At 61.5% G+C, this 25385-nt stretch carries 27 protein-coding genes and 1 other RNA gene; 10 read left to right on the top strand and 18 right to left on the bottom strand.

The features are described from left to right. Positions 1 to 136: 136 nt before the first annotated feature. The 8 genes from rpsO to rimP all read right to left on the bottom strand — a co-directional run bounded on the left by rpsO (position 137) and on the right by rimP (position 8826). Complete coding sequence (gene rpsO / locus AC13QO_RS01585; RefSeq protein WP_009997779.1) at positions 137 to 406, bottom strand: 30S ribosomal protein S15; 270 nt, start codon at positions 404 to 406, stop codon at positions 137 to 139. Between the two features lie 150 nt (positions 407 to 556). Continuing rightward, entirely contained in the window at positions 557 to 1408 is an 852-nt protein-coding gene (locus tag AC13QO_RS01580) for an alpha/beta fold hydrolase (RefSeq protein ID WP_488539733.1), read from the bottom strand. Between the two features lie 99 nt (positions 1409 to 1507). Then, the gene (gene truB, locus AC13QO_RS01575; protein WP_488539732.1) at positions 1508 to 2440 is read right to left on the bottom strand and encodes a tRNA pseudouridine(55) synthase TruB; all 933 of its coding nucleotides are present in this window, start codon (positions 2438 to 2440) and stop codon (positions 1508 to 1510) included. A gap of 12 nt (positions 2441 to 2452) precedes the next feature. Continuing rightward, complete coding sequence (rbfA, locus tag AC13QO_RS01570) at positions 2453 to 2857, bottom strand: 30S ribosome-binding factor RbfA (RefSeq protein WP_009993666.1); 405 nt, start codon at positions 2855 to 2857, stop codon at positions 2453 to 2455. 150 nt (positions 2858 to 3007) lie between these two features. Next, positions 3008 to 5767, bottom strand: a complete 2760-nt coding sequence (infB, locus tag AC13QO_RS01565; protein WP_488539731.1) for a translation initiation factor IF-2 — start codon at positions 5765 to 5767, stop codon at positions 3008 to 3010. A 102-nt stretch (positions 5768 to 5869) separates the two neighbouring features. After that, on the bottom strand, positions 5870 to 6562 hold the full coding sequence (locus tag AC13QO_RS01560; protein ID WP_176536342.1) for an RNA-binding protein: 693 nt from the start codon (positions 6560 to 6562) through the stop codon (positions 5870 to 5872). Then, positions 6559 to 8160: a transcription termination factor NusA gene (gene nusA, locus AC13QO_RS01555; protein WP_064800221.1), complete on the bottom strand. Its 1602-nt coding sequence runs from the start codon at positions 8158 to 8160 to the stop codon at positions 6559 to 6561. Before nusA ends, AC13QO_RS01560 begins: the two co-directional genes overlap by 4 nt. A 60-nt stretch (positions 8161 to 8220) precedes the next feature. Then, positions 8221 to 8826, bottom strand: coding sequence for a ribosome maturation factor RimP (gene rimP / locus AC13QO_RS01550; protein WP_041678513.1), 606 nt, complete (start codon positions 8824 to 8826; stop codon positions 8221 to 8223). A 196-nt stretch (positions 8827 to 9022) separates the two neighbouring features. Between rimP and AC13QO_RS01545 the strand changes: the two genes are divergently transcribed. Next, positions 9023 to 10702, top strand: a complete 1680-nt coding sequence (locus AC13QO_RS01545) for an MFS transporter (protein WP_285192079.1) — start codon at positions 9023 to 9025, stop codon at positions 10700 to 10702. Between the two features lie 8 nt (positions 10703 to 10710). Then, entirely contained in the window at positions 10711 to 11166 is a 456-nt protein-coding gene (locus AC13QO_RS01540) for a GNAT family N-acetyltransferase (RefSeq protein ID WP_285192078.1), read from the top strand. 6 nt (positions 11167 to 11172) lie between these two features. Here AC13QO_RS01540 and AC13QO_RS01535 read toward each other — a convergent pair whose 3' ends face one another. Further along, a complete protein-coding gene (locus AC13QO_RS01535) occupies positions 11173 to 12411 on the bottom strand; it encodes a lytic murein transglycosylase (protein ID WP_285192077.1) in 1239 nt (412 codons plus the stop codon). An 11-nt stretch (positions 12412 to 12422) separates the two neighbouring features. Further along, positions 12423 to 13028 (bottom strand): recombination mediator RecR, encoded by a 606-nt coding sequence (gene recR / locus AC13QO_RS01530; protein WP_285192076.1) that lies wholly within the window; start codon positions 13026 to 13028, stop codon positions 12423 to 12425. Between the two features lie 57 nt (positions 13029 to 13085). Here recR and AC13QO_RS01525 point away from each other — a divergent pair, with 57 nt between their 5' ends. Continuing rightward, positions 13086 to 13703: an MOSC domain-containing protein gene (locus AC13QO_RS01525; RefSeq protein WP_488539730.1), complete on the top strand. Its 618-nt coding sequence runs from the start codon at positions 13086 to 13088 to the stop codon at positions 13701 to 13703. Positions 13704 to 13748: 45 nt separating this feature from the next. Here the strand turns inward: AC13QO_RS01525 and AC13QO_RS01520 are convergent, their stop codons facing one another. The 4 genes from AC13QO_RS01520 to ffs form a co-directional block, all read right to left on the bottom strand. Continuing rightward, positions 13749 to 14324 carry a hypothetical protein gene (locus AC13QO_RS01520; RefSeq protein ID WP_488539729.1) on the bottom strand — a complete coding sequence of 192 codons (576 nt, stop codon included), beginning with the start codon at positions 14322 to 14324 and terminating at the stop codon, positions 13749 to 13751. 253 nt (positions 14325 to 14577) lie between these two features. Next, positions 14578 to 14901, bottom strand: coding sequence for a YbaB/EbfC family nucleoid-associated protein (locus AC13QO_RS01515; RefSeq protein ID WP_004676719.1), 324 nt, complete (start codon positions 14899 to 14901; stop codon positions 14578 to 14580). Positions 14902 to 14923: 22 nt separating this feature from the next. Then, complete coding sequence (locus tag AC13QO_RS01510) at positions 14924 to 16789, bottom strand: DNA polymerase III subunit gamma/tau (RefSeq protein ID WP_488539728.1); 1866 nt, start codon at positions 16787 to 16789, stop codon at positions 14924 to 14926. 45 nt (positions 16790 to 16834) lie between these two features. Next, positions 16835 to 16931, bottom strand: an RNA gene (gene ffs, locus AC13QO_RS01505) — signal recognition particle sRNA small type. Between the two features lie 89 nt (positions 16932 to 17020). Here ffs and AC13QO_RS01500 point away from each other — a divergent pair. The 5 genes from AC13QO_RS01500 (at position 17021) to AC13QO_RS01480 (ending at position 19990) form a co-directional block, all read left to right on the top strand. Beyond that, positions 17021 to 17431 carry an HIT domain-containing protein gene (locus AC13QO_RS01500; RefSeq protein ID WP_285192073.1) on the top strand — a complete coding sequence of 137 codons (411 nt, stop codon included), beginning with the start codon at positions 17021 to 17023 and terminating at the stop codon, positions 17429 to 17431. Continuing rightward, entirely contained in the window at positions 17428 to 18387 is a 960-nt protein-coding gene (gene nudC, locus AC13QO_RS01495) for an NAD(+) diphosphatase (RefSeq protein WP_488539727.1), read from the top strand. Before AC13QO_RS01500 ends, nudC begins: the two co-directional genes overlap by 4 nt. 4 nt (positions 18388 to 18391) lie before the next feature. Continuing rightward, positions 18392 to 19087 (top strand): helix-turn-helix transcriptional regulator, encoded by a 696-nt coding sequence (locus AC13QO_RS01490; RefSeq protein ID WP_085776523.1) that lies wholly within the window; start codon positions 18392 to 18394, stop codon positions 19085 to 19087. A 143-nt stretch (positions 19088 to 19230) separates the two neighbouring features. Further along, positions 19231 to 19491 carry a hypothetical protein gene (locus tag AC13QO_RS01485; RefSeq protein ID WP_488539726.1) on the top strand — a complete coding sequence of 87 codons (261 nt, stop codon included), beginning with the start codon at positions 19231 to 19233 and terminating at the stop codon, positions 19489 to 19491. Positions 19492 to 19621: 130 nt separating this feature from the next. After that, positions 19622 to 19990, top strand: coding sequence for a VOC family protein (locus AC13QO_RS01480; RefSeq protein ID WP_085776525.1), 369 nt, complete (start codon positions 19622 to 19624; stop codon positions 19988 to 19990). A 19-nt stretch (positions 19991 to 20009) separates the two neighbouring features. Here AC13QO_RS01480 and AC13QO_RS01475 read toward each other — a convergent pair whose 3' ends face one another. Together AC13QO_RS01475 and AC13QO_RS01470 are read right to left on the bottom strand one after the other, a co-directional pair. After that, positions 20010 to 20864: a prephenate dehydratase gene (locus AC13QO_RS01475; RefSeq protein ID WP_097600445.1), complete on the bottom strand. Its 855-nt coding sequence runs from the start codon at positions 20862 to 20864 to the stop codon at positions 20010 to 20012. 10 nt (positions 20865 to 20874) lie between these two features. After that, positions 20875 to 21630 (bottom strand): 3-deoxy-manno-octulosonate cytidylyltransferase, encoded by a 756-nt coding sequence (locus AC13QO_RS01470; RefSeq protein ID WP_064800235.1) that lies wholly within the window; start codon positions 21628 to 21630, stop codon positions 20875 to 20877. A 153-nt stretch (positions 21631 to 21783) separates the two neighbouring features. Here AC13QO_RS01470 and AC13QO_RS01465 point away from each other — a divergent pair, with 153 nt between their 5' ends. Then, positions 21784 to 22347 (top strand): c-type cytochrome, encoded by a 564-nt coding sequence (locus AC13QO_RS01465; protein WP_085776528.1) that lies wholly within the window; start codon positions 21784 to 21786, stop codon positions 22345 to 22347. 72 nt (positions 22348 to 22419) lie between these two features. Here the strand turns inward: AC13QO_RS01465 and AC13QO_RS01460 are convergent, their stop codons facing one another. Beyond that, positions 22420 to 23367 (bottom strand): AEC family transporter, encoded by a 948-nt coding sequence (locus AC13QO_RS01460; protein ID WP_488539725.1) that lies wholly within the window; start codon positions 23365 to 23367, stop codon positions 22420 to 22422. Between the two features lie 444 nt (positions 23368 to 23811). On the opposite strand from AC13QO_RS01460, the gene AC13QO_RS01455 reads away from it, so the two are divergent. Continuing rightward, a complete protein-coding gene (locus AC13QO_RS01455; RefSeq protein ID WP_285192068.1) occupies positions 23812 to 24804 on the top strand; it encodes an adenosine kinase in 993 nt (330 codons plus the stop codon). Here the strand turns inward: AC13QO_RS01455 and AC13QO_RS01450 are convergent. Beyond that, positions 24797 to 25336, bottom strand: a complete 540-nt coding sequence (locus AC13QO_RS01450) for an SH3 domain-containing protein (protein WP_011423530.1) — start codon at positions 25334 to 25336, stop codon at positions 24797 to 24799. The genes AC13QO_RS01455 and AC13QO_RS01450 overlap by 8 nt on opposite strands. Positions 25337 to 25385: the final 49 nt, after the last annotated feature.

Genomic DNA, 25385 nt, shown 5'->3' with positions numbered 1-25385 from the left:
TTGGTTTGGCAGAACCGGCCCATCCGGGCCTGCCGGTCGTTCCACCGCTTGAGATAGGGCGCGGGCGGAACATTTCATCGGGAACGTCGTCCCGAAACAGATCCGGCGGACGCTTAAAAGCGCCCGCCGGACAATTTTAGCGGCGGATACCCAGGCTGTTGATCAGCTTGGAATAACGGCCTTCATCCTTCTTCTTGAGATAATCAAGAAGCGAGCGGCGGCTCGAAACCATCGTCAGCAGGCCACGGCGGGAATGGTTATCCTTCTTGTGGTCCTTGAAGTGTTCGGTCAGGTTGTTGATGCGTTCGGTCAGGATTGCGACCTGGACTTCCGGAGAACCGGTATCGCCTTCGGCAGTCGCATATTCCTTGATCAGCGCAGCCTTGCGCTCAGCAGTGATCGACATCGGATGTTCCTTTCTATGAGAGGAGAAGAGGTCGCCAAAAGCCGGGATGCCGTCCAGCTTTGGCCGTGAATGCGAGCAGGCGGACCTGACGCTGGCGCTGCCTATAAACCAAATACGCAGCGATGGAAAGAGGGAGTATTCCCGGCGGCTTCAACGGCCGGCCATCGCATCCCGGATCATCCCGTTGTAACCGGCAGGATCCTGCAGCATGGCGAAATGGCTCGCATCCCTAAGGATCACAAGTTTGGCGCCCGGTATCTCCTTTGCCATCATTTCCGTGTGGTCGAGCTTGACGGCTTCATCGTGATCGCCAATCGCAAGCGTGACGGGAACCGAGATCTTCGCAAGATCGGCGGCTGTCCAGGCCGGCTGGGTCTCCCACATGTGGGAGATCTGCGTGACGAAGGCATCGTACTCGTCCGGCATCGGCGAAAGCTTTCGGTACTGATCGCCGGCGACATCGATGTAGGCTTTGAAGGTCTGGTTTTCCATGACGTCGGCCTTGACGCCGTCGGTCGTGACGTTTGCCGCCTGGGCAATCACGCGGGTCAGCTTTTCCGGATGTTTCATTGCCATGTCGATGCCGATGATGCCGCCGTCCGACCATCCCACCAGCGTCACCTTGCCGATCTTCAGATGGTCGAGAAGGGCCACGTAATCCGATGTCATCAGATCGTATCCGAAAGGCTGCTGGCTGCGCGTCGAGCGGCCATGGCCGCGGCTGTCGGCGACGATGACCAGGTGATCCCTGGCGAAATCGGCGATCTGGTGACCCCAGACGTCGGCATTTCCAAGGCCGCCATGGATGAAGAGGATCGGCTCGCCTTCACCATATTCGGCATAATACATCTTGATGTCGTTCACATCGGCCACGCCGCTCGTCGTCGCCGCGGGCATCGAAGGAAAGGCCGGCAGCTCGGCCCAGCGCTCGGCGGATTGAGCGCCGGCGATGGTCAGGAACATCGAAAAGAACGTCAGTACTCCGATAGCGGTTGCGCGCATTTTCATCCCCTTGTCGGGCCACCATGGCCCCTCGGGCGCTATGGCCCGAAAGGAAGATATCGCATCGCTAGCGCCTGACAATCGTCAGTGGTAACGGACTCAGGCGAAAACCCGCTTCGGTCGAAACTCGCCCTGGCCGATTTCGCCGATCGCGATCAGCCTGCCGCGTGCCGTCGCATAGGCTTCGCTTTCAGCAATCGGCGCATCGCGGCCGCGCACCAGGATCGGATTGCCCATCTTCAGCCGGTGCGCCTGATCTTCGTTGATGACGAGATGGGGCAGGGCCGACAATGCTTCGCAGGTGTCGATGAGCAGCGCGTCGAGGGCGGCAAGCCGCTCGTCCATATCCTCGATCGCTTCGAGTGCCACGAGGTTTGCGAGCGGCACCATGGCGTCTTCCGAAAAGGGCGCGACAAACGTGCGCCGCAGCCCTGATATATGGCCGTAGCAGCCGAGCTCGCGGCCGAAATCGCGGGCCAGCGCCCTGACATAGGTGCCCTTGCCGCATTCCACTTCGAAATGCGCGGTATTGGCGTCCGGGCAGGCAAGCAGGGTCAGCCGGAAGATCTCCACCTCGCGCGAGGGGATCTCGACGGCTTCCCCTTCGCGCGCCAGGTCGTATGCGCGTTCACCCGCTATCTTGATGGCGGAAAACTGCGGCGGGACCTGGCTGATCGTGCCGGTATATTTTGGTAGGATGTCGCGGATCTGCTGTTCGGTCGGACGCTTGTCGGATGTCTGCGTGACCTCGCCTTCGAGGTCGTCGGTCGCGCGCTCCTTTCCCCAGCTCACCGCGAATTCATAGATCTTGCGGCCGTCCATTACATAGGGAACCGTCTTGGTCGCGTCGCCGAGCGCGATCGGCAGCATGCCGGAGGCGAGCGGATCGAGCGTGCCGGCATGGCCGGCCTTCTGCGCCTTGTAGAGCCACTTGATCTTGGAAACGGCTTCCGTCGAGCCGAAATCCACCGGCTTGTCGAGAATCAGCCAGCCGGAAATCGGCCGGCCCTTGGGTTTGCGTGGTTTGGACATCAGTCTCTTCTATTATTGTTCGTCGTTGTCGCCGTCGAGATCTCGGCTCACCTCGGGCGAACGCAAGAGCTCGTCGATCTTCTTGTAGTTGTCGAAGCTGGTGTCGTCCCGGAAGCGCACCTCCGGCATGTATTTCATCTGCCGAAGCTGCGGCCCGAGCCGGCCGCGGATGAACTTCGCATGGCGGTTCAATGCCTCGATGACGATGCTGTGGTCGGAAACGCCGAGCGGTGTCACATAAGCCGTGGCGATCTTGAGATCGGGCGACATGCGCACTTCGGAGATCGAAATCACGGTTGCCTCGATGATGTCGTCACGCACTTCGCCGCGCTGCAGCACCTGGGTGATCGCGGCGCGGACCTGTTCGCCAACGCGCAGCATGCGCTGCGAAGGCGCGGAGGATGTTGGTCTGGTCATTGTTATCTCTGTTTGCCGATGCGGCTGGGAATCGAACCCGTCAAAGGAGAGCGTCCATGACTCTTTTGGCTGAAAAGGTCAAGCCGGCAGGTAGAAAAGCCACCCGCCGGAGAGCGGATGGCTTTTGTCAAGCTGCTGGAACGCAGAGGATTATAGCGTGCGCGTGATATGTTCGACGCGGAAGCACTCGATGACGTCGCCGACGCGCATGTCTTCGTAGTTTTCGAAGGCCATGCCGCACTCCTGGCCCATCGGCACTTCGGAGACTTCGTCCTTGAAGCGCTTGAGGGTCTTGAGCTTGCCTTCGTGAACGACGACGTCGTTGCGGATAAGGCGGACGCCCGCCCCGCGCTCGACCTTGCCTTCGACGACACGGCAGCCTGCGACCTTGCCGACCTTGGTGATGTTGAACACCTCCAGGATCTCGGCATTGCCGATGAAGGTCTCGCGCCGTTCCGGCGACAGCAGGCCCGACATCGCTGCCTTCACGTCATCCACGAGGTCGTAGATGATGTTGTAGTAGCGGATCTCGATGCCCTGGCGTTCGGCGAACTGGCGCGCCTGCGCATTGGCGCGAACGTTGAAGCCGATGATGGCCGCGTTCGAGGCTTCGGCGAGCGAAATATCCGACTCCGTGATGCCGCCTGCGCCCGAATGGACGATGCGGGCACGGACCTCGTCGGTGCCAAGCTTTTCCAGCGCGCCGGCAATCGCTTCGATCGAACCCTGCACGTCGCCCTTGATGACGAGCGGGAACTCCTTGATGCCGGTGCTCTGCATCTGCGTCATCATCTGTTCCAGCGAACCGCGCTGTCCCGACTGGCGGGCGGCCGCCTTGTCCCGGGCAAGACGCTGGCGGTATTCCGAGATTTCGCGGGCGCGGCTTTCGCTCTCGACCACGGCGAACTTGTCACCCGCCTGCGGCGTGCCGGAAAGGCCAAGCACTTCGACGGGCATCGCCGGCGGCGCTTCCTTCATATGCTCGCCCTTGTCGTTGACGAGGGCGCGCACACGGCCCCAGACGTCGCCTGCGACGATGATCTGGCCGGGCTTCAGCGTACCGTTCTGAACGAGAACCGTGGCAACCGAGCCGCGGCCGCGGTCGAGCTGGGCTTCGATGACGGTGCCTTCCGCGGTGCGGTTCGGATTGGCCTTGAGGTCAAGGATTTCCGCCTGCAGCAGAACGGCTTCGAGCAGCTTGTCGAGGTTCTTGCCTGTTTTGGCCGACACTTCGACGTCAAGTGTTTCGCCGCCCATCGATTCCACGAAGACTTCGTGCTGCAGAAGCTGGTTGCGCACCTTCTGCGGATCGGCTTCGTGCTTGTCGATCTTGTTGATCGCCACGATGATCGGAACACCGGCTGCCTTGGCGTGATTGATCGATTCGATCGTCTGCGGCATGACGCTGTCGTCAGCTGCCACGACGAGGATCGCGATGTCGGTCGCCTGCGCGCCGCGGGCACGCATCGCCGTGAAGGCGGCGTGGCCGGGGGTGTCGATGAAGGTGATCTTCTGGCCGTTCTGCTCCACCTGATAGGCGCCGATATGCTGCGTGATGCCGCCGGCTTCGCCGGCAACCACGTTGGCATGGCGGATGGCGTCGAGCAGCGAGGTCTTGCCGTGGTCGACGTGGCCCATGATGGTGACGACGGGCGGACGCGAAACGCGGTCGCCTTCAACGTCGGCGATGTCAAAGATGCCGAGTTCGACGTCGGATTCAGAGACACGCTTGACGGTATGGCCGAATTCGCCGGCGATGAGTTCGGCAAGGTCGGCGTCGATGACGTCGCCCGGCTTCATCATCTGGCCTTCTTTCATCAGGTACTTGATGACGTCGACGGCGCGTTCGGACATGCGCTGCGACAGTTCCTGAATGGTGATGGTCTCAGGCAGGACGACTTCGCGGGAAATCTTCTCGCGAGTCTCCTGCATCTGGCTGCGGCGGAACTTCTCCTGCCGGCGGCGCATCGCCGAAAGCGAACGGCTGCGGCCGGCGTCCTCGCCGTCCACATCGGCAGTGGTGATCGTCAGCTTGCCGCGGCGGCGCTCGTCATCCGTCTTCGGACGCGTGGTTACCGGCTTTGCGGGTTCCGGACGGACGATGCGGCCACGGGCCGGACCGCCGCGCGCGGCGCCCCGATCGTCGTCGCCATCATCATCGCGGCGGCCACGGGCGCCGACCGGTGTGGCGGCGCCGGGGGTCGGACGGGCGCCAGCGGGCGCTGCGCCATCAGGCCGGCGGGCAGCCGGAGCCGATGATGCCGGCCGCGGCGTGCTCGGACGGGCTTCGGTCACTGCCGGAGCCGGCGCGGCTGCAGCGGCTGCCGGTTCGGCGGCAGCAGCAGCGGCCGCTTCGGCCTGCCGGGCTGCCTCTTCGGCCGCCCTGCGTGCGGCATCCTCCGCTTCGGCTGCCTTGCGGACAGCCTCTTCGGCGGCGCGGCGCTTGTCTTCCTCGGCGCGGCGGATCGCATCCTGGGCGTCACGCGCCTGGGATTCGGCGAGCGCACGGCGGCGCGCATCCATTTCCTCAGGCGACAGATGGTTCAGCACGACAGGGCGCGGGCGATCGTTCGGACGCGGCTGCTGAAAGGACTGCTGCGGACGCTGGTTGGCTTGGCCGCCACCGGGCTGATGAATCCGGGGTGCCGGCGTCGACTGCTGCGGACGCGCCTGAGCAGGTGCCGGCGCCGGTTCGGCTGCGCGAACCGGGGCTGCGGGGGCCGCAGGCGTGATCGGCTTTTCGTCTTCCGGGCGCATCGGGCGCCGCTTGCGGGTCTCGACCACGACCGCCTTGGTGCGACCCCGACCCATATCCTGGCGAACGGTACCCTGGCTCATCCCCGATGGTTTCAGGGTGAGCGTCTTCTTGCCCGTTACGCTGAGTGTCTTGTCGTCGTTACTATCGGTCATTCGTTCCCGTTCCTTCGGACAGGGAGCGATGACTAGATCAGACCCTGTCGTTCAAATACTGTCGATCAATGAGAATGAAACCGGCCGATGCCGGTGACCGCCTCATTGTTTTTGCCGGCCAGCGCCGCCCGCTGCCCGGGACTGACCGCCAATACGGTACTGTTCGAGCATCTTTGCGCGCTTCACTACACCCTCACCCGCCTGCCCTGCAAGCACTGCGGCATGGATAAAAGCATTCTGGCCCATCAGGCCTTCCATTTCGCTCTCCGAGAAGAAACGGTAGGAAGGTATCTCCTCCTCGGTCTCCATTCCGAGGTGCCAGGCCTTGCGGGCCTGGTCGATTTTTCGCACTCCATCATCCGCTGCGTCAGTTGCGTGGAACACCGCAAGGGCTGCTCCACTTCTGACCGCGGCATCCACTTTCGAGGCGCCGCTGACGAACTGGCCGGCCTTGCGCGCCATGTTCATCATCTGCATCAATTGCGCAGCCAGCAGCCGGTCGACGCTTGCGCCGAGATCGTCCGCCGCTTTCACTTCCGCTTTCAGCGCCCGGGCGAACAGCTTTTTCGCCACCGCCCTGTCGACCAGCGACCGGTCGGCCTTCACCCAGCAGCCGCGTCCCGGAAGCTCGCGCTTCAGGTCGGCGACGACGGTTCCGTCGGGAGCCGCGACGAAGCGGATCAGCTCTTCCGGCGATCCGCTTTCGCGCGTCACGATGCACATGCGTCCGTTCACGTCATACCCTGCAAGATCGTCGTCCTCGGGAAGAACGTTCGGCTCATGCGCGGTCATCATGCTTCCTGTTCGGCTTCGGTGACCTCTTCTTCGGTCCCCTTCGCCAGGTCCTCTTCGGTGATCCAGCCAGCCGCGAGGCGGGCCTGGACGATCATTTGCTCGGCCTCGACACGCGAGACATCGAACTTCGAGAACAGGCCTTCGAACTTCTTCGTTTCGCCGTTCTTCCGTTCGCTCCAGCCGACGAGATCATCGGCCGCACAACCGGCGAAATCCTCGATCGTCTTGATGCCGTCCTCGCCGAGCGCCACCATCATCTGGGCGGTCATGCCGTCGATCTGGCGCAGCTCGTCTTCAACGCCGAGCGCCTTGCGCTTCTCGTCCATCTCGGCTTCGAGACGCTCGAGGAATTCGCGGGCGCGCTGCTGAATTTCCTGCGCGGTCTCTTCGTCGAAACCGTCGATCGAGGAAATCTCGTCGAGATCGACATAGGCCAGTTCTTCGACGGCGGCAAAGCCTTCGGACGCCAGAACCTGGCCGACCATTTCGTCGACGTCGAGCGAATCCATGAACAGGTTGGTGCGTTCGTTGAATTCCTTCTGACGGCGTTCCGATTCCTCGGCCTCCGTCATGATGTCGATATCCCAGCCGGTCAGCTGCGAAGCAAGGCGGACGTTCTGGCCGCGGCGGCCGATCGCAAGCGACAGCTGCTCGTCGGGAACGACGACTTCGATGCGCTCGGCGTCCTCGTCGAGAACGACCTTGGCCACTTCGGCCGGCTGCAGGGCGTTGACCACGAAGGTCGCCGGGTCCTGGCTCCAGGGGATGATGTCGATCTTCTCACCCTGGAGTTCGCCGACGACGGCCTGGACGCGCGAGCCGCGCATACCGACGCAGGCGCCGACCGGATCGATCGACGAGTCGTTCGAAATCACCGCGATCTTGGCGCGCGAGCCCGGATCACGGGCGACCGACTTCACCTGGATGATGCCGTCGTAGATCTCAGGCACTTCCATGGTGAAGAGCTTCACCATGAACTGCGGATGCGTGCGAGACAGGAAAATCTGCGGACCACGCTGCTCCCGACGAACATCATATACGTATGCACGCACGCGATCGCCATAGCGCACGTTCTCCCGCGGGATCATTTCGTCGCGGCGGATGATGCCTTCACCACGGCCGAGATCGACGATGACGTTGCCGTATTCGACGCGCTTGACGGTGCCGTTGACGATTTCGCCGACGCGATCCTTGAATTCGTCGAACTGGCGGTCGCGCTCGGCTTCACGCACCTTCTGCACGATCACCTGCTTGGCGGATTGTGCGGCGATGCGGCCGAAATCCATCGGCGGCAGCGGATCGGCGATGAAATCCCCGAGGGCTGCGTCCGGATTGCGGTCGCGGGCAAGCTCCAGCGGGATCTGCGTCGAATAATCCTCCGCCTTGTCGACCACTTCGAGCAGGCGCTGCAGACGGATTTCACCGGTCTTCGGATTGATGTCGGCCCGGATGTTGGATTCGGTGCCGTAACGGGAGCGCGCCGCCTTCTGGATGGCATCGGCCATTGCGGCAAGCACGATCTCCCGGTCGATAACTTTTTCGCGCGCCACTGCATCTGCGATCTGCAGAAGTTCGAGCCGGTTCGCACTGACTGCCATTGTCTTGTTTCTCCGTCTTTACTCCAGGGTTCCCGTCCCTGGGAGCGGTCTGTTGATCGGTTATTCCTGGTCGTCTGCTTCGTTCTGGTTGGCGGCCTGCGCTTTCGCCAGCTTGTCGGCGCGCAGCGCATCGCGGATCAGATCGTCGGTCAGAATGAGCTTCGCATCGCTAAGCGCCGTGAAGGGAATGATGACCTTCTGCTCTTCCCCGTAGGCGACCTGGTCACGCTCGAGCGTGAATCCATCGGCGTCTGCTTCGACGATCTTGCCGCGGAAGCGTTTGCGGTTGCCGATCATGATCGACGTCTCGCACTTTACAAGGTGGCCTTGCCAGCGGACGAAATCGGATTTCCGCACCATCGGACGGTCGATGCCGGGCGAAGACACCTCAAGATGATACTCTTTATCGATCGGATCTTCCACATCGAGGACGGGAGAAATCGCCATCGAGACTTCTTCGCAGTCCTGAACCGTCATCGTGCCGTCATTGCGCTCGGCCATCACCTGCATCGTCGCGCCGTTCTGGTTCAGCATGCGCACGCGGATGAGCCGGAAGCCCATGCCGACGAGAACGGGTTCGATGATATCGGCAAGACGCTGGTCGAGCCCGGTTTCGGTAATCAGCCGCGGCTCAAGTTCGTTGTCTGCGTTTGTCATGTCCGACAAGCGGCGCTCCTCGCAATTTCAAGCTGTTCGGGCGATCGAGCTAATAAAAAAGAGCGGGTCCTTGCGGCCCACTCTTCATCAAGCGATCAAGAATTTGAGAGCCATATAGTCGGGTTTTTCCGAAATTGCAAGGTCTGCGACCGATTCCGCGATTTCGCTTCCGGCAAGGCGAACGAGCCTATGGCCAGCGAACGTCTTGCGCATATATTGCCTGTGGGGCTCAAAAACAAAAGCGGGAGAAATCGTGGCCTACACCTCAGCGACACTGGCGCCGTTGCGGCACGATACCTACCGTGCCATCTGGTTTGCCAGCCTTTCCTCGAATTTTGGCGGCCTCATCCAGGCGGTGGGTGCTGCCTGGATGATGACGACGATCACCGCTTCGGAGGATATGGTCGCGCTGGTGCAGACCTCGACGGCGTTGCCGATCATGCTGTTTTCGCTGGTATCGGGGGCGTTGGCCGATAATTTTGATCGCCGCCGGGTCATGCTGACGGCGCAGTGCATGATGCTGACGGTTTCGGCCTTGCTTACGGCGTCAGCCCTTCTCGGCTGGATCACGCCCTGGCTGCTGCTCTTCTTCACCTTCCTGATCGGCTGCGGCACAGCGCTTAACAATCCCTCCTGGCAGGCCTCCGTCGGCGATATGGTGCCGCGCGCCGATCTGCCGGGTGCGGTCACGCTGAACAGCATGGGTTTCAACATCACCCGCAGCGTCGGCCCGGCGATCGGCGGCGTCATTGTGGCGGCTGCGGGTGCTGCCGCGGCCTTCGCGGTCAACACCCTGAGTTACCTCGCTCTGATCTACGCCCTGCTGCGCTGGCGGCCGAGCACACCGGTCTCGACTCTGCCGAGGGAGGCGCTCGGCAGCGCCATCTTTGCCGGCCTGCGCTACGTCTCGATGTCGCCCAATCTCGAAAAGGTCCTCGTGCGAGGACTGGTTTTCGGCGTCGGCGCGAGCTCGATCCTGGCGCTGCTGCCGGTCGTCGCGCTTGATCTCGTTGCTGGCGGTCCGCTGACTTATGGCTTCATGCTCGGCGCCTTCGGTATCGGCGCGATCGGCGGTGCGGTGCTGAGTGCAAGAATTCGCCAGGCGCTGTCCAGCGAGACGATCATCCGCCTCGCCTTTGCCGGCTTTGCGCTGAGCGCCGTCATCGCCGCCATCAGTCCGAGCGCCGTCCTCACATCAGCCGGGCTGCTCATTTCGGGCGCCTGTTGGGTCTCCGCACTTTCGCTCTTCAACACCATCGTCCAACTGTCGACGCCGCGCTGGGTGGTCGGGCGCGCGCTGTCGCTTTATCAGACCGTCACCTTCGGCGGCATTGCCGGTGGCAGTTGGCTCTGGGGTGTTGCGGCGGACCGCTATGGGGTCGCCGATGCGCTGCTGATGGCGTCGGTCGTACTGCTGCTCGGCATTGCGATCGGGCTGCGGTTTTCGATGCCGGCCTTCGCCTCGCTCAATCTCGATCCGCTGAACCGCTTCACCGCGCCGGCCTTAAGCCTCGACATCACCCCGCGCAGCGGCCCGATCGTCATTCAGGTCGATTACGAGATCGCCGACGACGATCTGGCGGAATTCATGGCGCTGATGGGCGAGCGCCGCCGCATCCGCATCCGCGACGGCGCCCGGCATTGGGCGCTGATGCGCGATCTCGAAAATCCTGGCCTCTGGACGGAAAGCTACCATACGCCGACCTGGGTCGAGTACATCAGACACAACCAGCGGCGCACGCAGGCCGATGCTGAAAACATCGACAGGCTGCGCGCGCTCCATCGCGGTGAAGGTCCGCCCCATGTCCACCGCATGATCGAGCGCCAGGCCATCCCGCCAGGCGATGATGTCTTCCATAAAGCGCCGATCGATCTGCATCATTGAGAGCAGCCATGTACAGTTTCAGGCTCGCCCGTCTATCCGATCTCGCAGCCATCGTAAGGCTTCTCGCCGATGACGATCTCGGCGCCGCCAGGGAAATCGTCTCCGATCCCGTCGATGCGCGTTATCTTTCGGCCTTCGCGGCGATCGAGGCGGACGCCAACCAGTTGCTGGCTGTCGCAACCGACGCCTCCGACCAGGTCGTCGGCTGCCTGCAGCTGAGCTTTCTTCCCGGCCTCTCCCGAACCGGTATGTGGCGCGGGCAGATCGAAAGCGTGCGTATCGCAAGAGAGTTTCGGGCAGCCGGCCTCGGCGCGCAATTCATCGAATGGGCGGTCGCCCAATGCGTCGAGCGCGGTTGCGGCCTCGTGCAGCTGACATCGGACAAGACACGGAAAGACTCGATCCGCTTCTACGAGAAGCTCGGTTTTGTCGCCAGCCACGAAGGACTGAAGCGCAACCTGTGAATCCGTCTACTTCAGCTTGCCCTTCATGCCGGCTTCGGGAAAGCATGTCGGTTTCATGCCGTTCTTTGCCTGCCACTGGCCGATCGAGCGCCGCGTCTTGTAGCCCGGCAGTCCGTCGGTGCCGCCGACGTCATAACCCTGCCGCTCCAGCGCCTTCTGCATGGCGGCGACATCCGAACGCAGCATCTTGCCGACATCGCCCCATTGGCCCTCGAAGGCGCCGCCGTTCGAGGCGATCCGGTCGGCGAGATTGCCGATATAAAGCGCGTAGAGGTCGGAGTTGTTATACTCCTTGATGATATAGAAATTCGGCGTGACAATGAATTCCGGGCCGTCGCGGCCGGCCGGCACCAGCATCATTCCTTGAGCCTTCATCTCACCTGAGGGAAAGGCCTTGCCGGAGATGCGCTCGATGCCGAGCGAGGCCCAGTGCGAAAGCGGCTTTGCCAGATCAGGCCCCTCCTGCGCGCAGGAGACCGCTTCGGGTATCGACACCTCGAAGCCCCAGTCGCGATCGCGCTGCCAGCCCTTCTTGACCAGATAGTTGGCGATCGAGGCGAGCGTATCCGGCACCGAGGTCCAGATGTTGCGGTGGCCGTCGCCGTCGAAATCCACGGCATATTTCAGATAACTAGTCGGCATGAATTGCGGCTGTCCGAGCGCCCCGGCCCACGAGCCCTTGAAGTCGGCAGGCGTGACGTCGCCGCCGTCGAGAATATGCAGTGCCGCCACCAGCTCGGTGCGGAACATCTCCTTGCGAGTCGACATGAAGGCCTTGGTCGCCAGCACTTCGATCGCCGATTCCGGGATCTTCGCGGCCCCGAACCCCGTCTCGCGGCCCCAGATGGCAAGCACGATCGAGCCCGGCACGCCATAGGTCTTCTCGATCCTCTTCAGCGTCGAGCCATATTGTGCGGCAAAGCCGCGCCCTGTCGCGGCGAGCTTCTTCAGCCGGTCCTCGTTGAAATAGGGGCCGGGCGAGGAAAATTCCGCCTGCGTCTGCTTCTGCTCCCTCGGCGGCGGGAAACCAGGCGGAGCAAGATCCGGGAGGTTCCAGTTCAGCGTGATGCCTGAGAAAGCGGCCTTGAAGGTCTTCTCGGAAACACCGCCCGCTTTTGCTTCGGGCCAGAGGTCGCTCTGCACCCATTTTTGGAATTGTGCCTCGACATCGGCTTTGGAAGGGGCTGCGTGGGAGGTGAGGGGGAGGAGCGCGGCCGTTATGGCCAGCGCGAATATTCGCAGCATAAACAATCCCCTCATATCACCGTCCGTGCCCGCAGCGCGGCCGCGAGCGTGCCCTCATCGAGATAGTCGAGCTCGCCGCCCACAGGCACGCCATGCGCCAATCGCGTAATCTTCACGTCGAGCCCCTGCAACTGGTCAGTAATGTAATGCGCCGTCGTCTGCCCCTCGACGGTCGCATTGACCGCGATGATCAGCTCGCGGATGCCGCCTTCGCCGATCCGGTCGATCAGTCCGCGGATATTGAGATCGTCGGGCCCGATCCCGTCGAGCGGCGACAGTGTGCCGCCGAGCACGTGATAGGCGGCGTTCATCGCGCGCGCCCGCTCCAGCGCCCAGAGGTCCGACACGTCCTCGACGACGATGATGACGGATTGATCTCGCTGCGTATCGGTGCAGACGGTGCAGGGGTCTGTTGTATCGACGTTGCCGCAGCGCGAGCAGATCTTCACCTTGTCGTAGGCTTCGCCCATGGCGTTTGACAGCGGGCCGAGCAACTGGTCCTTCTTCTTGATCAGATGCAGTGCCGCCCGGCGCGCCGAGCGCGGCCCGAGGCCCGGCACTTTCGCCAGAAGCTGGATGAGTTTTTCGATTTCGGGGCCGGTGACTCGTTTTGCCATGCGCCGTTCTTAACTGATATGGAACGAAAACGGAATCGCGGAAGGATCGGCCGTCCCATGAAAATCCTGGCGCTGTGCATCGGCAATGCGGAAAAGCTGGCCGGCAAGAGCTACAAGACCGGTATTTTCAAACATGCCGTCAACGGCGCGGTGATGATCGATGCCGAGGGTCTGGTCGGCGATGCCATCTGCAACCGCAAACATCACGGCGGCGTCGATCAGGCAGTCTATATCGAGGGATCGCTTACGCTCGACTGGTGGAGCAGTGAGCTCGGCCGGCCCTACGAGCCGGGCACCTTCGGTGAAAATATGGTGATCTCGGATCTCGATAATCGCGACGTTGCCGTCGGCGACCGGTTCACATCGGGCGATCTCATCCTCGAAGTCACATCGTGCCGCATCCCCTGCGCCACCTTTGCCGCCAGGATGAACGACCAGCAATTCGTCAAACGCTATACCGTCGCTGGCCGCCCCGGGATCTATTGCCGCGTGATCAGAGGCGGTGTGGCCGAGCCCGGAATGCCGGTGAAACGTCAAGCGTTTGTTGGAGAGAAAGTCTCGATGCCGGAGCTGATGAGAACCTTTGGCCGGCGGCTTTCAGAGCCAGATCGGACGCGATATCTCGCGTCACCGATCCACTATAAACTGCGAGCGTTGTTGGAAGCCGAGACATAAGGGCGGTGGAACCGGGCGACTGCATCGGTACTGGCGGACGGACATCTACTTCTGGCATGAATCTAGCCGGACAAAAGGAGGCAACATGAATCCATTTTGGCGTTCGTCCTCGGTTAGCAATTCCTTGCGTTTAACATGGACGCCCATGTGCTTGCTGCAGGCGATGGACAAAGCGGTCAAATTGCCGAAGGCGATGTACGGCGTTTGATCGCCAGAGAAAATTTCAGTGACGGGGATGGGGAACGGGACCGGTTGATCGGCTGCCGCCGGATCATTGTTTTCCTTTAAGCATTCGTAAGCCACTGTTTTATCACTATTTTTTTTTGAAGACTCCAAGTCTAGGCTGCATAGCGGTATAACATCGCTGCAAATTACAACGCCGTCGACAGACCAAACCAGTTTGGATTTTCGCCAAGTTTCAAACCTTATCGGTTCCGCATAGATTGGGTGTTCTCCAGCGCGCACCTTATAGAAGATTTTGGTGTCGTCGTCTGGGTCGCCCGGATTGGGCTGATCAAAGACATAAACGCGCTTGCTGCGGTCGCATTGGCCTGCATTGACAACTGTTGGCAGCACCAGAATAGCGGCGACGCAAAGGCGAAAAACGCCGACGATCTTCATAAAAAATCCTGTAAGACCTGTGAAAATATTTGCTGAAAAATATGAGTAATTCCAGCAAAATTATGGCTCGGTTTTTTGTCAAAAATTACTTGAAAATAAAGAGTTCATTCGTGTCACCGGGAAATAAGCAAAGGCTCCGCCGTAACGATATGCATCAAAACAAACAAAGCGCATCGCATGAATCAAATTGATGCGACACGCTTGTCTTCGCAATTCGAAGAAAGCGGAAAGTCTAAGACCGAATTGCCTGCTATCAAAACGGCAGCTTGAAGCCGGGCGGGATCGGCAGGCCGGCCGTGAGCGCCTTGGTCTTTTCGGCGGCGAGCGCCTCGGCTTTGTCCTTGGCGTCTTTGTGGGCGGCGACGATCAGGTCCTCGAGGATCTCGACATCGTCTTCCTTGAACAGCGATGGGTCGATTTTCAGGCTTTTCAGCTCGCCCTTGCCCGAGATGACGACGGTGACGAGGCCGCCGCCCGCCTTGCCTTCGGCGGTGAGCTCGGCGATCTCCGCCTGCATCTGCTCCATCTTCGCCTGCATTTCCTTGACTTTGCCCATCATGCCCATGATGTCGCGCATCGTCTCGCTCCTTGTTGAAACGTCAAAATTCTATGTCGTCGCCGGGTAGGATGTCACCTTCCTCGGATTCGGCGGCGGCCGGCGGCTTCAACTCGCCTTCCTCCTCCGGTTCAGGCGCCCGCACGCGCACGTCGATGATCTTGGCGCCGGGGAAAAGAGCCAGGATTGCCGCGACATCGGGATCCTGACGCGCATCGCTGACGCGCTGTTCCTGCGCCTTGGCCTCTGCCTCCACCATCGTCGGCCCGCCTTCTTCGCGGCTGGTGCTGACGATCCAATGGATTCCGGTCCATTCCTTGAGTTTGACGGCGAGCTCGTTGAGCAGCGTATTCGGCGCGCCTTCGGTGAGGTTCACATCAAGCCGGCCGGGCTCCAGACGGACCGGGCGCACGAAGTTGCGCACCAGCGCCTTTAATTTGACGTCGCGCTTCTCGGCCGCAAGCTCGACGATATCGGCGATGGAATTGACACGCACGAGCGGCTTCGGAGCCTCTGCGGGCTTTGCCTCGGTACGACCGATATTCTGCGGCTCCGGATTAGGCACGGCGCGCAGCATCGCGGTCGGCCCCGAGGGCTGCGGCCGTGGTGTCGGCTCCGTCGCCCGTGCGGCAACGCTGCTCTGATAGGGAACCCGCGTTCCGTTGCCGCCGCCATTGCCGGAGGGTGAGGAGGGGCGCTGGCCGGCATTATCGCCGGAAAACTCCGCAAGCCGCCGCGCCGCATCCTCGGGCGCCGGCAGATGCGCGGCGTGCGCGAGCCGGATCAGCACCATTTCGGCCGCCCCCGCCGTGCGCGACGAGCCTTCCGCTTCGGGAATGCCCTTCAGCAGCATCTGCCAGATGCGCGACAGCGTCGTCACCGCAACACCCCTAGCGAATTCCGCCGCCTTGGTGCGCTCGATCTCGCTCAGAGAAGGGTCGTTTGCCGCATCCGGCACATATTTCAGTCGCGTCACCAGATGGGTGAAATCGGCAAGATCGGTCAGCACGACCACCGGATTGGCGCCGGCCTCGTACTGGCTCTGGAACTCGCCGAGTGCACCGGCCACATCGCCTTTGACGATTTGCTGAAAGAGATCGACGATCCGGGCGCGGTCGGCAAGGCCGAGCATGCCGCGCACCGCTTCCGCCTGCACGGCGCCTGCGCCATGGGCGATCGCCTGGTCGAGCAGCGACAGGCCGTCGCGGGCAGAGCCTTCGGCGGCGCGCGCGATCATCGCCAGCGCGTCCGGTTCCGCCTCGATGCCCTCCTTGGCCGCGATTGTCGAAAACAGCCCGACGAGATCCGACGCGCTGATGCGGCGCAGGTCGAAGCGCTGGCAGCGCGACAGCACGGTGATCGGCACCTTGCGGATCTCGGTGGTGGCGAAGATAAACTTCACATGCTCCGGCGGCTCTTCCAGCGTTTTCAGCAGGCCGTTGAAGGCCTGGGTCGACAGCATGTGCACTTCGTCGATGATATAGACCTTGTAGCGCGCCGAAACCGGCCGGTAGCGCACCTGCTCGATGATTTCTCTTATATCGTCGATGCCGGTATGGGAGGCGGCATCCATTTCGATCACGTCAACATGCCGGCCTTCCATGATTGCCTGGCAATGTTCGCCAGGCACGCGCAGGTCGATCGTCGGCTTGTCGATATCAGCCGTCTTATAATTCAGCGCGCGCGCCAGGATGCGCGCCGTCGTCGTCTTGCCGACGCCGCGCACGCCAGTCAGCATATAAGCCTGGGCAATGCGGCCGGTCTCGAAGGCGTTCGTGAGCGTGCGGACCATCGGCTCCTGGCCGACCATCAGGTCCGTGAAATCCTTGGGGCGGTATTTGCGAGCCAGCACCCGGTATCCGGTGCCCGTCGAGGCGGCATCTTTTGATTGTCGCTCGGTATCGCTCATCGCCCTGCTTGTCGCCCGAATCGTCGAGCATTTCGTGGAGAGAAGGTGGGAGGCTGGCACGATGACCCGTGCCGGGCTCGTTAGGGCTGCTTCCTTCCGGACCTGACCCGGTTGGCGAGTGGCTCGTCCACCACCAACCTCCCGGATGCACATATCGGCAATATCGTCATCAAAAGCAAGCCAACATCCAAAAAAACTGCTAGTCCTAGGAAAAGACAGGAGGAATGTCCCTTGGACGGTTTTGTGCTCGACCCCCGGCTGGAAAACGACAGCGTCAGCATCATGGTCACCGGTCTCTGTGATCTTAGATTATCCAAGGATGCCCGCTGGCCGTGGCTCATTCTGGTCCCGCGCCGGGCTGGAATTACCGAAATCTTCGAGTTGACGCCGCTCGATCAGGTGCTGCTCGCCTTCGAGACGGAGCTTGTCGCCAAGGCCTTGAAAGACATCACCGGCGCGACAAAAATCAATATCGGGGCTCTTGGCAATATCGTCCGCCAGCTTCATGTTCATGTCATTGCCCGCTTCGAAGGCGACGCCAACTGGCCGGGTCCCGTTTGGGGTTTCGGGCGCGCTGAGCTTTACGAGGACGCAAGGAGAGACGAATTCACAGCAAAGCTGCGGGAAGCCCTTTCATCATGAACCATTCGCTTTTCGATTCGGATGTGCCCCATCCGGAACCCAGCAATCTCACTGCCTTTGCCGCCAACGACCTCAATCGCGATTCCGAACATCGTGACGAACATTCCGTCGAAAGGGCGCTGGCCAAGGACGGCACCCATATCTTTGCCTTCGCCCGGGACAAGCTGGTGCTGAAACATGACGGCCAGGTGCTCGATCCGCTGTTTGCCCGTTACGAATTGCAGGAATTACAGCCGGATTGGGACGAGACGGTGCTGCTCGGCTACCGCAAATCAGGCGAGCCGCGCCTTGCCGTTCCCGTCGGCATCGACGTCGAAGATCTCGCCAGCCAATACAAGCCGGCCGACGGCCGCACGCTGTTTCGCGAGATGCTGATCGACGAAGTCTTGCTCGGCGAATTCGCTCAGGCCGCAAGCCTCATCCGCTGGAATGGCGACAACCGCTTTTGCGGCCGTTGCGGCGCGGCGATGGAGATTCATATCGGCGGCTACAAACGCGTCTGCACCGCCTGCGAACACATGATCTTCCCTCGAACTGACCCCGTGGTCATCATGCTAACGGTCGACGAGACGCGCGACCTCTGCCTGCTCGGGCGCAGCCCGCATTTCGCGCCTGGCATGTATTCCTGCCTTGCCGGTTTCGTCGAACCCGGCGAGACGATCGAGAATGCCGTGCGCCGCGAAACGCTGGAGGAATCGGGCATCCGCACCGGCCGCATCCGCTATCATGCCTCGCAGCCCTGGCCGATGCCGCATTCGCTGATGATCGGCTGTTACGCTGAGGCCAAATCGACCGAAGTTACGCGCGACGAGACGGAACTCGAGGATTGCCGCTGGTTCACCCGCGAGGAAACAATTGAGATGCTGGAACGCCCGAGTGCGACGGGCAAGGCCTCTCCGCCGAAAGGGGCGATCGCCCACCGCCTGATGCGCGACTGGGCGGAGTGGAAGCGGTAACACCATGCCGGTCGCCCGCTCGGAACGGCTGCTGACGCTGCTGCAGACGCTTCGGCGTTATCGGCGGCCGGTGACCGGAACTGTTCTTGCCCAGGAAACCGGCGTCAGCCTTCGCACGCTCTATCGCGATATTGCCAGCCTGCAGGCCCAGGGCGCGATGATCGAAGGCGAAGCGGGCATCGGCTATGTGCTGAAGCCCGGCTTCATGCTGCCGCCGATGATGTTTTCCGAAGAAGAGCTGGAAGCCTTGGTGCTCGGTTCGCGCTGGGTGGCCCGTGCGGCCGAGCCGCGCCTTGCCGGCGCCGGCGCCGATGCGCTCGCCAAGATCGTCGCCGTGCTGCCGGCCGACATGCGTGACATGGTCGATTCGGCGACACTCTTCGTCGGCCGCAAGCGCCAGGACGAGGACAGGGCCGATGTTTCGGCTATCCGCAAAGCGATCCGTCTGGAGCGCGTGCTCGAACTGCATTACGGCGACGAGCAGGGCCGTATCTCCCGTCGCCGTGTCTGGCCCTTCGCGCTCGGCTATTTCGAGCATGTGCGCATCATCATGGCCTGGTGCGAACTGCGCCAGGATTTCCGCCATTTCCGCACCGATCGCATCATTGATATGGCGGTCCATGAGATGCGTTATCCCCGTCGCCGCACAGCGCTCCTAAAGGAATGGCGCGAGACGCAGGACGTGCCGCTGGAGACTTGAACGCTGCTGCCATAAACTGTCAGCAGGGAGAGTTATTATCAGTCTCACTTCACTACAGCGCCGCGCGTCTTCGGACGCGCAAGGACGCTGTGACATCCAGGTTTAGCGCATCGTGCCGATGCGCTTGGGAAGGAGTACTGATCATGGTAACGCCTCCAGTCATTCAACAGGCCGGTGATCGCTTCGCCTCCGATAGCTTTGCCGACATCATTTCCGCCGAGACTTTTGCCGACGTCCGGCAGTCGGCACGCTCCGGCCTCCTGCGCCTGGCTATGAGCTTTTTCCGGTTCTCCGAGAGCAACCGCTCGAAACTCGGTATCGAAGCCATACCGGATTCCCGCAAGCGCGACCTCGGTTTCATGGATGGGCGCAACCCGCGCCTCCAGGACCGGTTCCCGCTTTAAACATCTGATTGTTCAACTCATCCACTTGCCGAGAACGGGCGTTGCCTTCGCAGCGCCCTTTATTTCCTCCTGCCATAAATTGGCAGCAGGAGATCTCGCGGACCCAACTTACAGCAACGGGAGAACCGAAATGACCAGCCCCAATCTGATAATTCTCTATGTCAAGGATCCGGCAGAGAGCGCGAGCTTCTATCGGAACCTCCTGAACCGCGAGCCGGCCGTCGAAGCGCCGAATTTCGTCGCCTTCCCGCTCGATGGCGGCTTCACCCTTGGTCTCTGGCGGCGCAGCAAGGTCGAGCCGCAGCCCTCGGCCATCGGCAATCGAGGCGAAGTGGCCTTCATGCTGGCCGGAGAAAATGCCGTGGCCAGGCAATATGATGACTGGCGTCAGCGTGGCCTGCCGATTGCCCAGGAACTGACTGAACTCGATTTCGGCCCGACCTTCGTCGTGCTCGACCCGGACGGGCATCGGCTCCGCGTATGCGAGCCGGATAAATAATGAGAGAGCGCGAGGCCTGTTAAAGCAGGCCTCGCATCACATGCCCCTTGTAGACCCCGAGGATGCGCACCTTTTCGGAGAAGAAACGCAGCTCCTCCAATGCTCGGCGAACGTTCGGATCGTTCGGATGGCCCTCGATATCGGCGTAGAATTGCGTCGCCACGAATTTTCCGCCGAGCTGATAGCTTTCGAGCTTCGTCATGTTGATGTTGTTCGTCGCAAACCCGCCGAGCGCCTTGTAGAGCGCAGCCGGAATGTTGCGAACGTTGAAGACGAAGGTGGTGACGACCTTTTCCTCAGCCGAAGTGCGTTGCGCCCATTCCTCATCGCGCGACAGGATCACGAAACGGGTGACGTTGTTTTCCGTATCCTCGACATTCTCGGCGACGATCTCCAGCCCGTAGAGATCAGCGGCAAGGCGCGGAGCAAGCGCCGCCATCGAGCGATCGCCGGTTTCCTTCACGAGTTTTGCAGCGCCTGCCGTATCGCCGGCGATGACAGGCTTCCAGCCGTGAGCGCGCACAATCTTGCGGCACTGTCCGAGGGCGTGGATATGGCTGTGGACGGTGCGAATCTCATCCTTGGTGACCCCGGGCAGAACCATCAGCTGAAAGCGGATCGGCATGAAATATTCGCCGATGATATGCAGCCGCGATTCCGGCAGCAGATGATGGATGTCGGCGACGCGTCCGGCAATGGTATTCTCGATCGGGATCATTGCGATATCGGCGTCGCCATTGTCGACCGCCGTGAAGGCATCCTCGAAAGTCTGGCAGGGCAGCGGCTCCATTGTCGGAAACATGTCGCGGCAGGCCATGTCGGAATTGGCGCCGAATTCGCCCTGGAAGGCGATCCTGTTGGTCTTGATGTTCATGATAGTCCCGTCAGTTCTGCCGTGCAGAGAGGATGCGTCGCGCTTTTTCGAGGTCGGCCGGAGTATCGACACCGAGCGGAACCGTGTCAACGATCTCGGCATCTATGCGCATGCCGGCCTCCAGTGCCCGCAACTGCTCCAGCGATTCGCGCTTTTCAAGCGTCGACGGGCCGAGCGACACGAACCGTTCGAGCGCCGCGCGCCGATAGGCATAGAGACCGATATGATGGTACAGCGGCCCCTTGCCGTAGGGCGCCGTCGCGCGCGTGAAGTAGAGGCCGCGCAGGCGGGTGTCAGAAATCGGCGAGCCAATGACCTTGACGATGTGCGGCGCAGTCTTGTCCTCCTCGTTGTCGATTTCGATGGTGAGCGTGCCGATATCGACCGCTTCGTTCTCGAGGGGGCGCAAGGCCGCCCGCACCGTTTCCGGCTCGATCGTCGGCAGGTCGCCCTGGACGTTGACGATGAACTTCGCCTTGCCGTCCGGATCAACCTTCTTCAACGCCTCGAAGATGCGGTCCGAGCCGGATTGATGATCCTTGCTGGTCATGACGACTTCGAAACCGGCGGCGGCCACCGTATCGAACACTTGCGGATCGTCGACGGCGACGACGACGCGGCCGATTTCGGCTTCTTTTGCGCGCATGGCCACCTGCACGATCATCGGCAGTCCGCAAATATCCGCGAGCGGCTTGCCCGGAAGCCGGGTGGAGGCCATCCGTGCCGGGATCAATACGAGCACGTCGTCGAAATTTGAATCACGCATTGTTCGGGCCTTCTATTCCGGGCTGAAAAGTGTCAAAAAGTCTCACGCATAAGACCATTTAGACAGTTGCAACGAACAGTCAAAAGACATAGGTTCCGCGCGATTTCAAGATGGTCCGGTTCTGGTCTGCCGGCTGCAAGGGGAGCATTGCAGATGAATTCATACGTCAATACGGCCGTGGGGGCACTGCTCGGAACGATTTTCGTTCTGATGTCGGTCTCCATCGCGTCCGAGGGGATCTTCCATTCCGAAGCGCCGGAGAAGGAAGGTTTCGCGATCGTTGCCGAAGAGGCGCCTGCCGCCGGCGGTGAAGCTGCGCCGGCTGCTGCCGTTCCGATCGCCCAGTTGCTCGCTTCTGCAGATGCCAAGGCCGGTGAAGCGATCTTCAAGAAGTGTCAGGCCTGTCATGACGGCACAAAAGGCGGACCGAACAAGGTCGGTCCGAACCTCTTTGGTGTCGTAGATCGCCCGATCGCCTCGCATGAGGGCTTTGCCTATTCCGCTGCGATGAAGGATTTCTCCAAGGGCGGCAGCGAGAAGTGGACTTTCGAGAACCTCAACAAGTTCCTGCTGGCGCCGAAGAAGGACGTTCCAGGCACCGCGATGGGCTTCGCCGGTCTGGCGAAGGATCAGGATCGCGCCAACGTCATCCTCTACCTGCACACGCTCGCTGATTCGCCGGTGCCGCTTCCGGATCCGAAAACGGCCACGCAGTGAACGGCACGATGATCGCATTCATGGAAAAGCCCGGCTCGCAAGCCGGGCTTTTCTTATTATGCCGAGACCCGCTCAGGCGCCCAGGAAATAAGCCCAGAGCGAGACCGTGATGGCGCCGAGCGCCGTTGTCACCGTGATCGTCGAGGCGGCGAGGCTGTGGCCGACGCCGAACCGGTTGGCGATCAGCCAGGCGTTGACGCCTGTCGGCACCGACGAGGTCAGCACGATCGCTGCCGTCCATGCAGGGCTGAGGCCGAGGAGATGGCTCGCCGCCCAGACGCAACCGGGCAGCAGCAGCAGCTTTAAACTCGAGGTGACGCTGGCAATGCCGAAATTGCCGGAGACGCCGTATCTCTCCAGTGCCATGCCGAGCGAGATCAGCGCCGCCGGACCGGCAATGCCGGCGATCTGATTGACGACCGTCGCCAGCGTCGCCGTCATGGTAAGGCCGGAAAGATGCATGGCCATGCCGGCCGCAAGCCCGACGACCAGCGGATTGCGTATGAGATTGATGACGATCTGGCGAAGCACGAACACCATGCTGCGGTCGCTTTTGCCGGCGATCTTGCGCTCTGCGTGCTCCATCAGCACTGTTCCGGCGACCATCATGACAGGCAGATGCACGGCAAGCAGGATCGACAGCGCCACCAGACCTTCGTCGCCGATGGTCCGCTGAACGAGCGGCAGCCCGATGAAGACGTTGTTGGCAAAGGCTGAGGAAACCCCGGCAAGTACGCCGATCCGTTCATCGCGGCCGAAAAGCCGGGTGGCGGCGATATGCCCGGCGGTCCAGGTGATTGCGACGCCGGAGAAATAGACAATCCAGAGCCGGAAAGGGGAGGCGCCGTGGAAATCGGCTTCGGCGATGGTGCGGAAGAGCAGAAGCGGCACGGCGATCTTGAAGACGAATTCGCTGAGCGCGTCACCGACATTCGACGCCATCAGGCCGCTGCGAACGATAACCCAGCCGATGAGGATCAGGATGAAGATAGGAAGGACGTCGAGAATGATGGCTGACATGAGGCGGGATGCTCTGCGGGGAGGGGAGTATCCGACCTCTACAGCATCGGCCCGAAAATCGGAATCGATTTTCGGTAAGCCCGATGCGTAGATCTAAAGAGTGAGAGCGTCCTTTGCGCGCCCGAACGGACGCACGGCGCTCGAGCAGCAAGGCAAGCGCCGCCCGCTCCGGCTGCCCGAATCGCGAAGCTGCCAGTTCATCCGTGGTCAGCATCGCGCCGGTAAGATCGAAGGGGTCATCCCTCGGGCGCCCGGCTGCAACTGAAAGCTGCTCATGCCGGTCTTCCTGCGAATATTTCTAGGTTTCGAAGATGACAGGGGCGTGACGAATGAGCGGCACTTTTGCGAAGAAATAGATGCGCCATTCACCATTTGTCCTTCCAAACCGCGGAAATTTCGCTAAGACCGAACCCCGGCTATCACAAATCCGGGACCCCCCATTTCATGACAAGATTCGATGTTCTGACGGTCGGCAACGCAATCGTGGATATCATCGCCCGTTGCAACGACCAGTTCCTCATTGACAACCAGATCACGAAGGCGGCGATGAACCTCATCGACGCCGAACGCGCCGAACTCTTGTATTCACGCATGGGGCCGGCTCTCGAAGCCTCCGGCGGCAGCGCCGGCAACACGGCGGCGGGCGTTGCCAACCTCGGCGGCAGGGCGGCCTATTTCGGCAATGTCGCTGCGGATCAGCTCGGCGACATCTTCACCCACGATATTCGCGCCCAGGGCGTTCACTACCAGACGAAGCCGAAAGGCACCTTCCCGCCTACCGCGCGTTCGATGATCTTCGTCACCGAGGATGGCGAGCGTTCGATGAATACCTATCTCGGCGCCTGCGTCGAACTCGGTCCTGAGGATGTCGAGGCCGATGTCGTTGCCGATGCCAAGGTCACCTATTTCGAAGGTTATCTCTGGGATCCGCCGCGCGCCAAGGAGGCGATTCTCGACTGCGCCCGCATCGCCCATGAAAACGGCCGGGAAATGTCGATGACGCTGTCCGACAGTTTCTGCGTCGATCGGTACCGCGGCGAGTTCCTCGATCTGATGCGCTCCGGCAAGGTCGATATCGTCTTTGCCAATCGCCAGGAGGCGCTGTCGCTTTACGAGACCGACGATTTCGAAGAGGCGCTGAACAGCATCGCCGCGGACTGCAAGATCGCCGCCGTGACGATGAGCGAGAACGGCGCCGTCATCCTGAAGGGCCGGGAGCGTTATTATGTCGATGCGATCAGGATCCGGGAGGTTGTGGATACGACGGGTGCCGGCGACCTGTTTGCCTCCGGCTTCCTCTACGGCTACACGCAGGGACGGTCCCTCGAGGATTGCGGCAAGCTCGGTTGTCTCGCCGCCGGCATTGTCATCCAGCAGATCGGCCCGCGCCCGATGACCTCGCTTTCCGAGGCCGCCAAACAGGCGGGGCTTATTTGAAGGCTTCGCCGGGATAGGCGCCCCAGATTTCCGACTGCGCCACCCAGCCCGCGGCGCCGTCGGTTTCTGCGTGGCACCAATCGCCGTTGCATTCGCCGATCGTCAGCATCACGCCGGGTTCCAGCTTGGCGACGATCGAGGCGGAGGGCTGCGCCTCACGGCGCAGATTGACATAGACGCCCTTGCCCTTCGTCTTCATCCAGGGCGCGGCGATCGCTGCGCGCTGGCCTGATAGCAGCGACTGATTGACCCAGCCTTCAGTACCATCGGCATCGCGGATGCGGCGCCAATTGTCGTATTCCTGGATGATTTCCACCGGAAGGCCGGATTTCAGATACATCCACGATACGGCGAAGTCCGTTCCCGGGCCGATGCGCAAATTGACGCGCTTCGATTTCAATGTGACGAAGCGCGGCAATGGCAGGCCGCTCGGCCCCTTGGCCGCCTGCGCATGAGCAAATTCTAAGGTTCCCATGGATGCGGCCAGAGCAATCGCAAGGGCGAGGCAGGACTTCAGGACTTTGCTGCGCATGGAGGCTTCCGTTTGCTCGAATTCGCGCCAGGCACGGCCTGCGCGCGGT

It is taken from the genome of Rhizobium sp. CNPSo 3670 (genome assembly GCF_057784555.1).
Note: the sequence above shows the minus strand (reverse complement) of the source record. Positions and strands in the feature narration are given on the sequence as shown.

What these genes read in the sequence shown, in the direction of transcription:
- rpsO (WP_009997779.1), bottom strand. Translation starts at nt 406, where the DNA reads ATGTCGATCACTGCTGAGCGCAAGGCTGCGCTGATCAAGGAATATGCG.
- AC13QO_RS01580 (WP_488539733.1), bottom strand. Translation starts at nt 1,408, where the DNA reads ATGCGCGCAACCGCTATCGGAGTACTGACGTTCTTTTCGATGTTCCTG.
- truB (WP_488539732.1), bottom strand. Translation starts at nt 2,440, where the DNA reads ATGTCCAAACCACGCAAACCCAAGGGCCGGCCGATTTCCGGCTGGCTG.
- rbfA (WP_009993666.1), bottom strand. Translation starts at nt 2,857, where the DNA reads ATGACCAGACCAACATCCTCCGCGCCTTCGCAGCGCATGCTGCGCGTT.
- infB (WP_488539731.1), bottom strand. Translation starts at nt 5,767, where the DNA reads ATGACCGATAGTAACGACGACAAGACACTCAGCGTAACGGGCAAGAAG.
- AC13QO_RS01560 (WP_176536342.1), bottom strand. Translation starts at nt 6,562, where the DNA reads ATGATGACCGCGCATGAGCCGAACGTTCTTCCCGAGGACGACGATCTT.
- nusA (WP_064800221.1), bottom strand. Translation starts at nt 8,160, where the DNA reads ATGGCAGTCAGTGCGAACCGGCTCGAACTTCTGCAGATCGCAGATGCA.
- AC13QO_RS01540 (WP_285192078.1), top strand. Translation starts at nt 10,711, where the DNA reads ATGTACAGTTTCAGGCTCGCCCGTCTATCCGATCTCGCAGCCATCGTA.
- AC13QO_RS01535 (WP_285192077.1), bottom strand. Translation starts at nt 12,411, where the DNA reads ATGCTGCGAATATTCGCGCTGGCCATAACGGCCGCGCTCCTCCCCCTC.
- recR (WP_285192076.1), bottom strand. Translation starts at nt 13,028, where the DNA reads ATGGCAAAACGAGTCACCGGCCCCGAAATCGAAAAACTCATCCAGCTT.
- AC13QO_RS01525 (WP_488539730.1), top strand. Translation starts at nt 13,086, where the DNA reads ATGAAAATCCTGGCGCTGTGCATCGGCAATGCGGAAAAGCTGGCCGGC.
- AC13QO_RS01520 (WP_488539729.1), bottom strand. Translation starts at nt 14,324, where the DNA reads ATGAAGATCGTCGGCGTTTTTCGCCTTTGCGTCGCCGCTATTCTGGTG.
- AC13QO_RS01515 (WP_004676719.1), bottom strand. Translation starts at nt 14,901, where the DNA reads ATGCGCGACATCATGGGCATGATGGGCAAAGTCAAGGAAATGCAGGCG.
- AC13QO_RS01510 (WP_488539728.1), bottom strand. Translation starts at nt 16,789, where the DNA reads ATGAGCGATACCGAGCGACAATCAAAAGATGCCGCCTCGACGGGCACC.
- nudC (WP_488539727.1), top strand. Translation starts at nt 17,428, where the DNA reads ATGAACCATTCGCTTTTCGATTCGGATGTGCCCCATCCGGAACCCAGC.
- AC13QO_RS01490 (WP_085776523.1), top strand. Translation starts at nt 18,392, where the DNA reads ATGCCGGTCGCCCGCTCGGAACGGCTGCTGACGCTGCTGCAGACGCTT.
- AC13QO_RS01485 (WP_488539726.1), top strand. Translation starts at nt 19,231, where the DNA reads ATGGTAACGCCTCCAGTCATTCAACAGGCCGGTGATCGCTTCGCCTCC.
- AC13QO_RS01480 (WP_085776525.1), top strand. Translation starts at nt 19,622, where the DNA reads ATGACCAGCCCCAATCTGATAATTCTCTATGTCAAGGATCCGGCAGAG.
- AC13QO_RS01475 (WP_097600445.1), bottom strand. Translation starts at nt 20,864, where the DNA reads ATGAACATCAAGACCAACAGGATCGCCTTCCAGGGCGAATTCGGCGCC.
- AC13QO_RS01470 (WP_064800235.1), bottom strand. Translation starts at nt 21,630, where the DNA reads ATGCGTGATTCAAATTTCGACGACGTGCTCGTATTGATCCCGGCACGG.
- AC13QO_RS01465 (WP_085776528.1), top strand. Translation starts at nt 21,784, where the DNA reads ATGAATTCATACGTCAATACGGCCGTGGGGGCACTGCTCGGAACGATT.
- AC13QO_RS01460 (WP_488539725.1), bottom strand. Translation starts at nt 23,367, where the DNA reads ATGTCAGCCATCATTCTCGACGTCCTTCCTATCTTCATCCTGATCCTC.
- AC13QO_RS01455 (WP_285192068.1), top strand. Translation starts at nt 23,812, where the DNA reads ATGACAAGATTCGATGTTCTGACGGTCGGCAACGCAATCGTGGATATC.
- AC13QO_RS01450 (WP_011423530.1), bottom strand. Translation starts at nt 25,336, where the DNA reads ATGCGCAGCAAAGTCCTGAAGTCCTGCCTCGCCCTTGCGATTGCTCTG.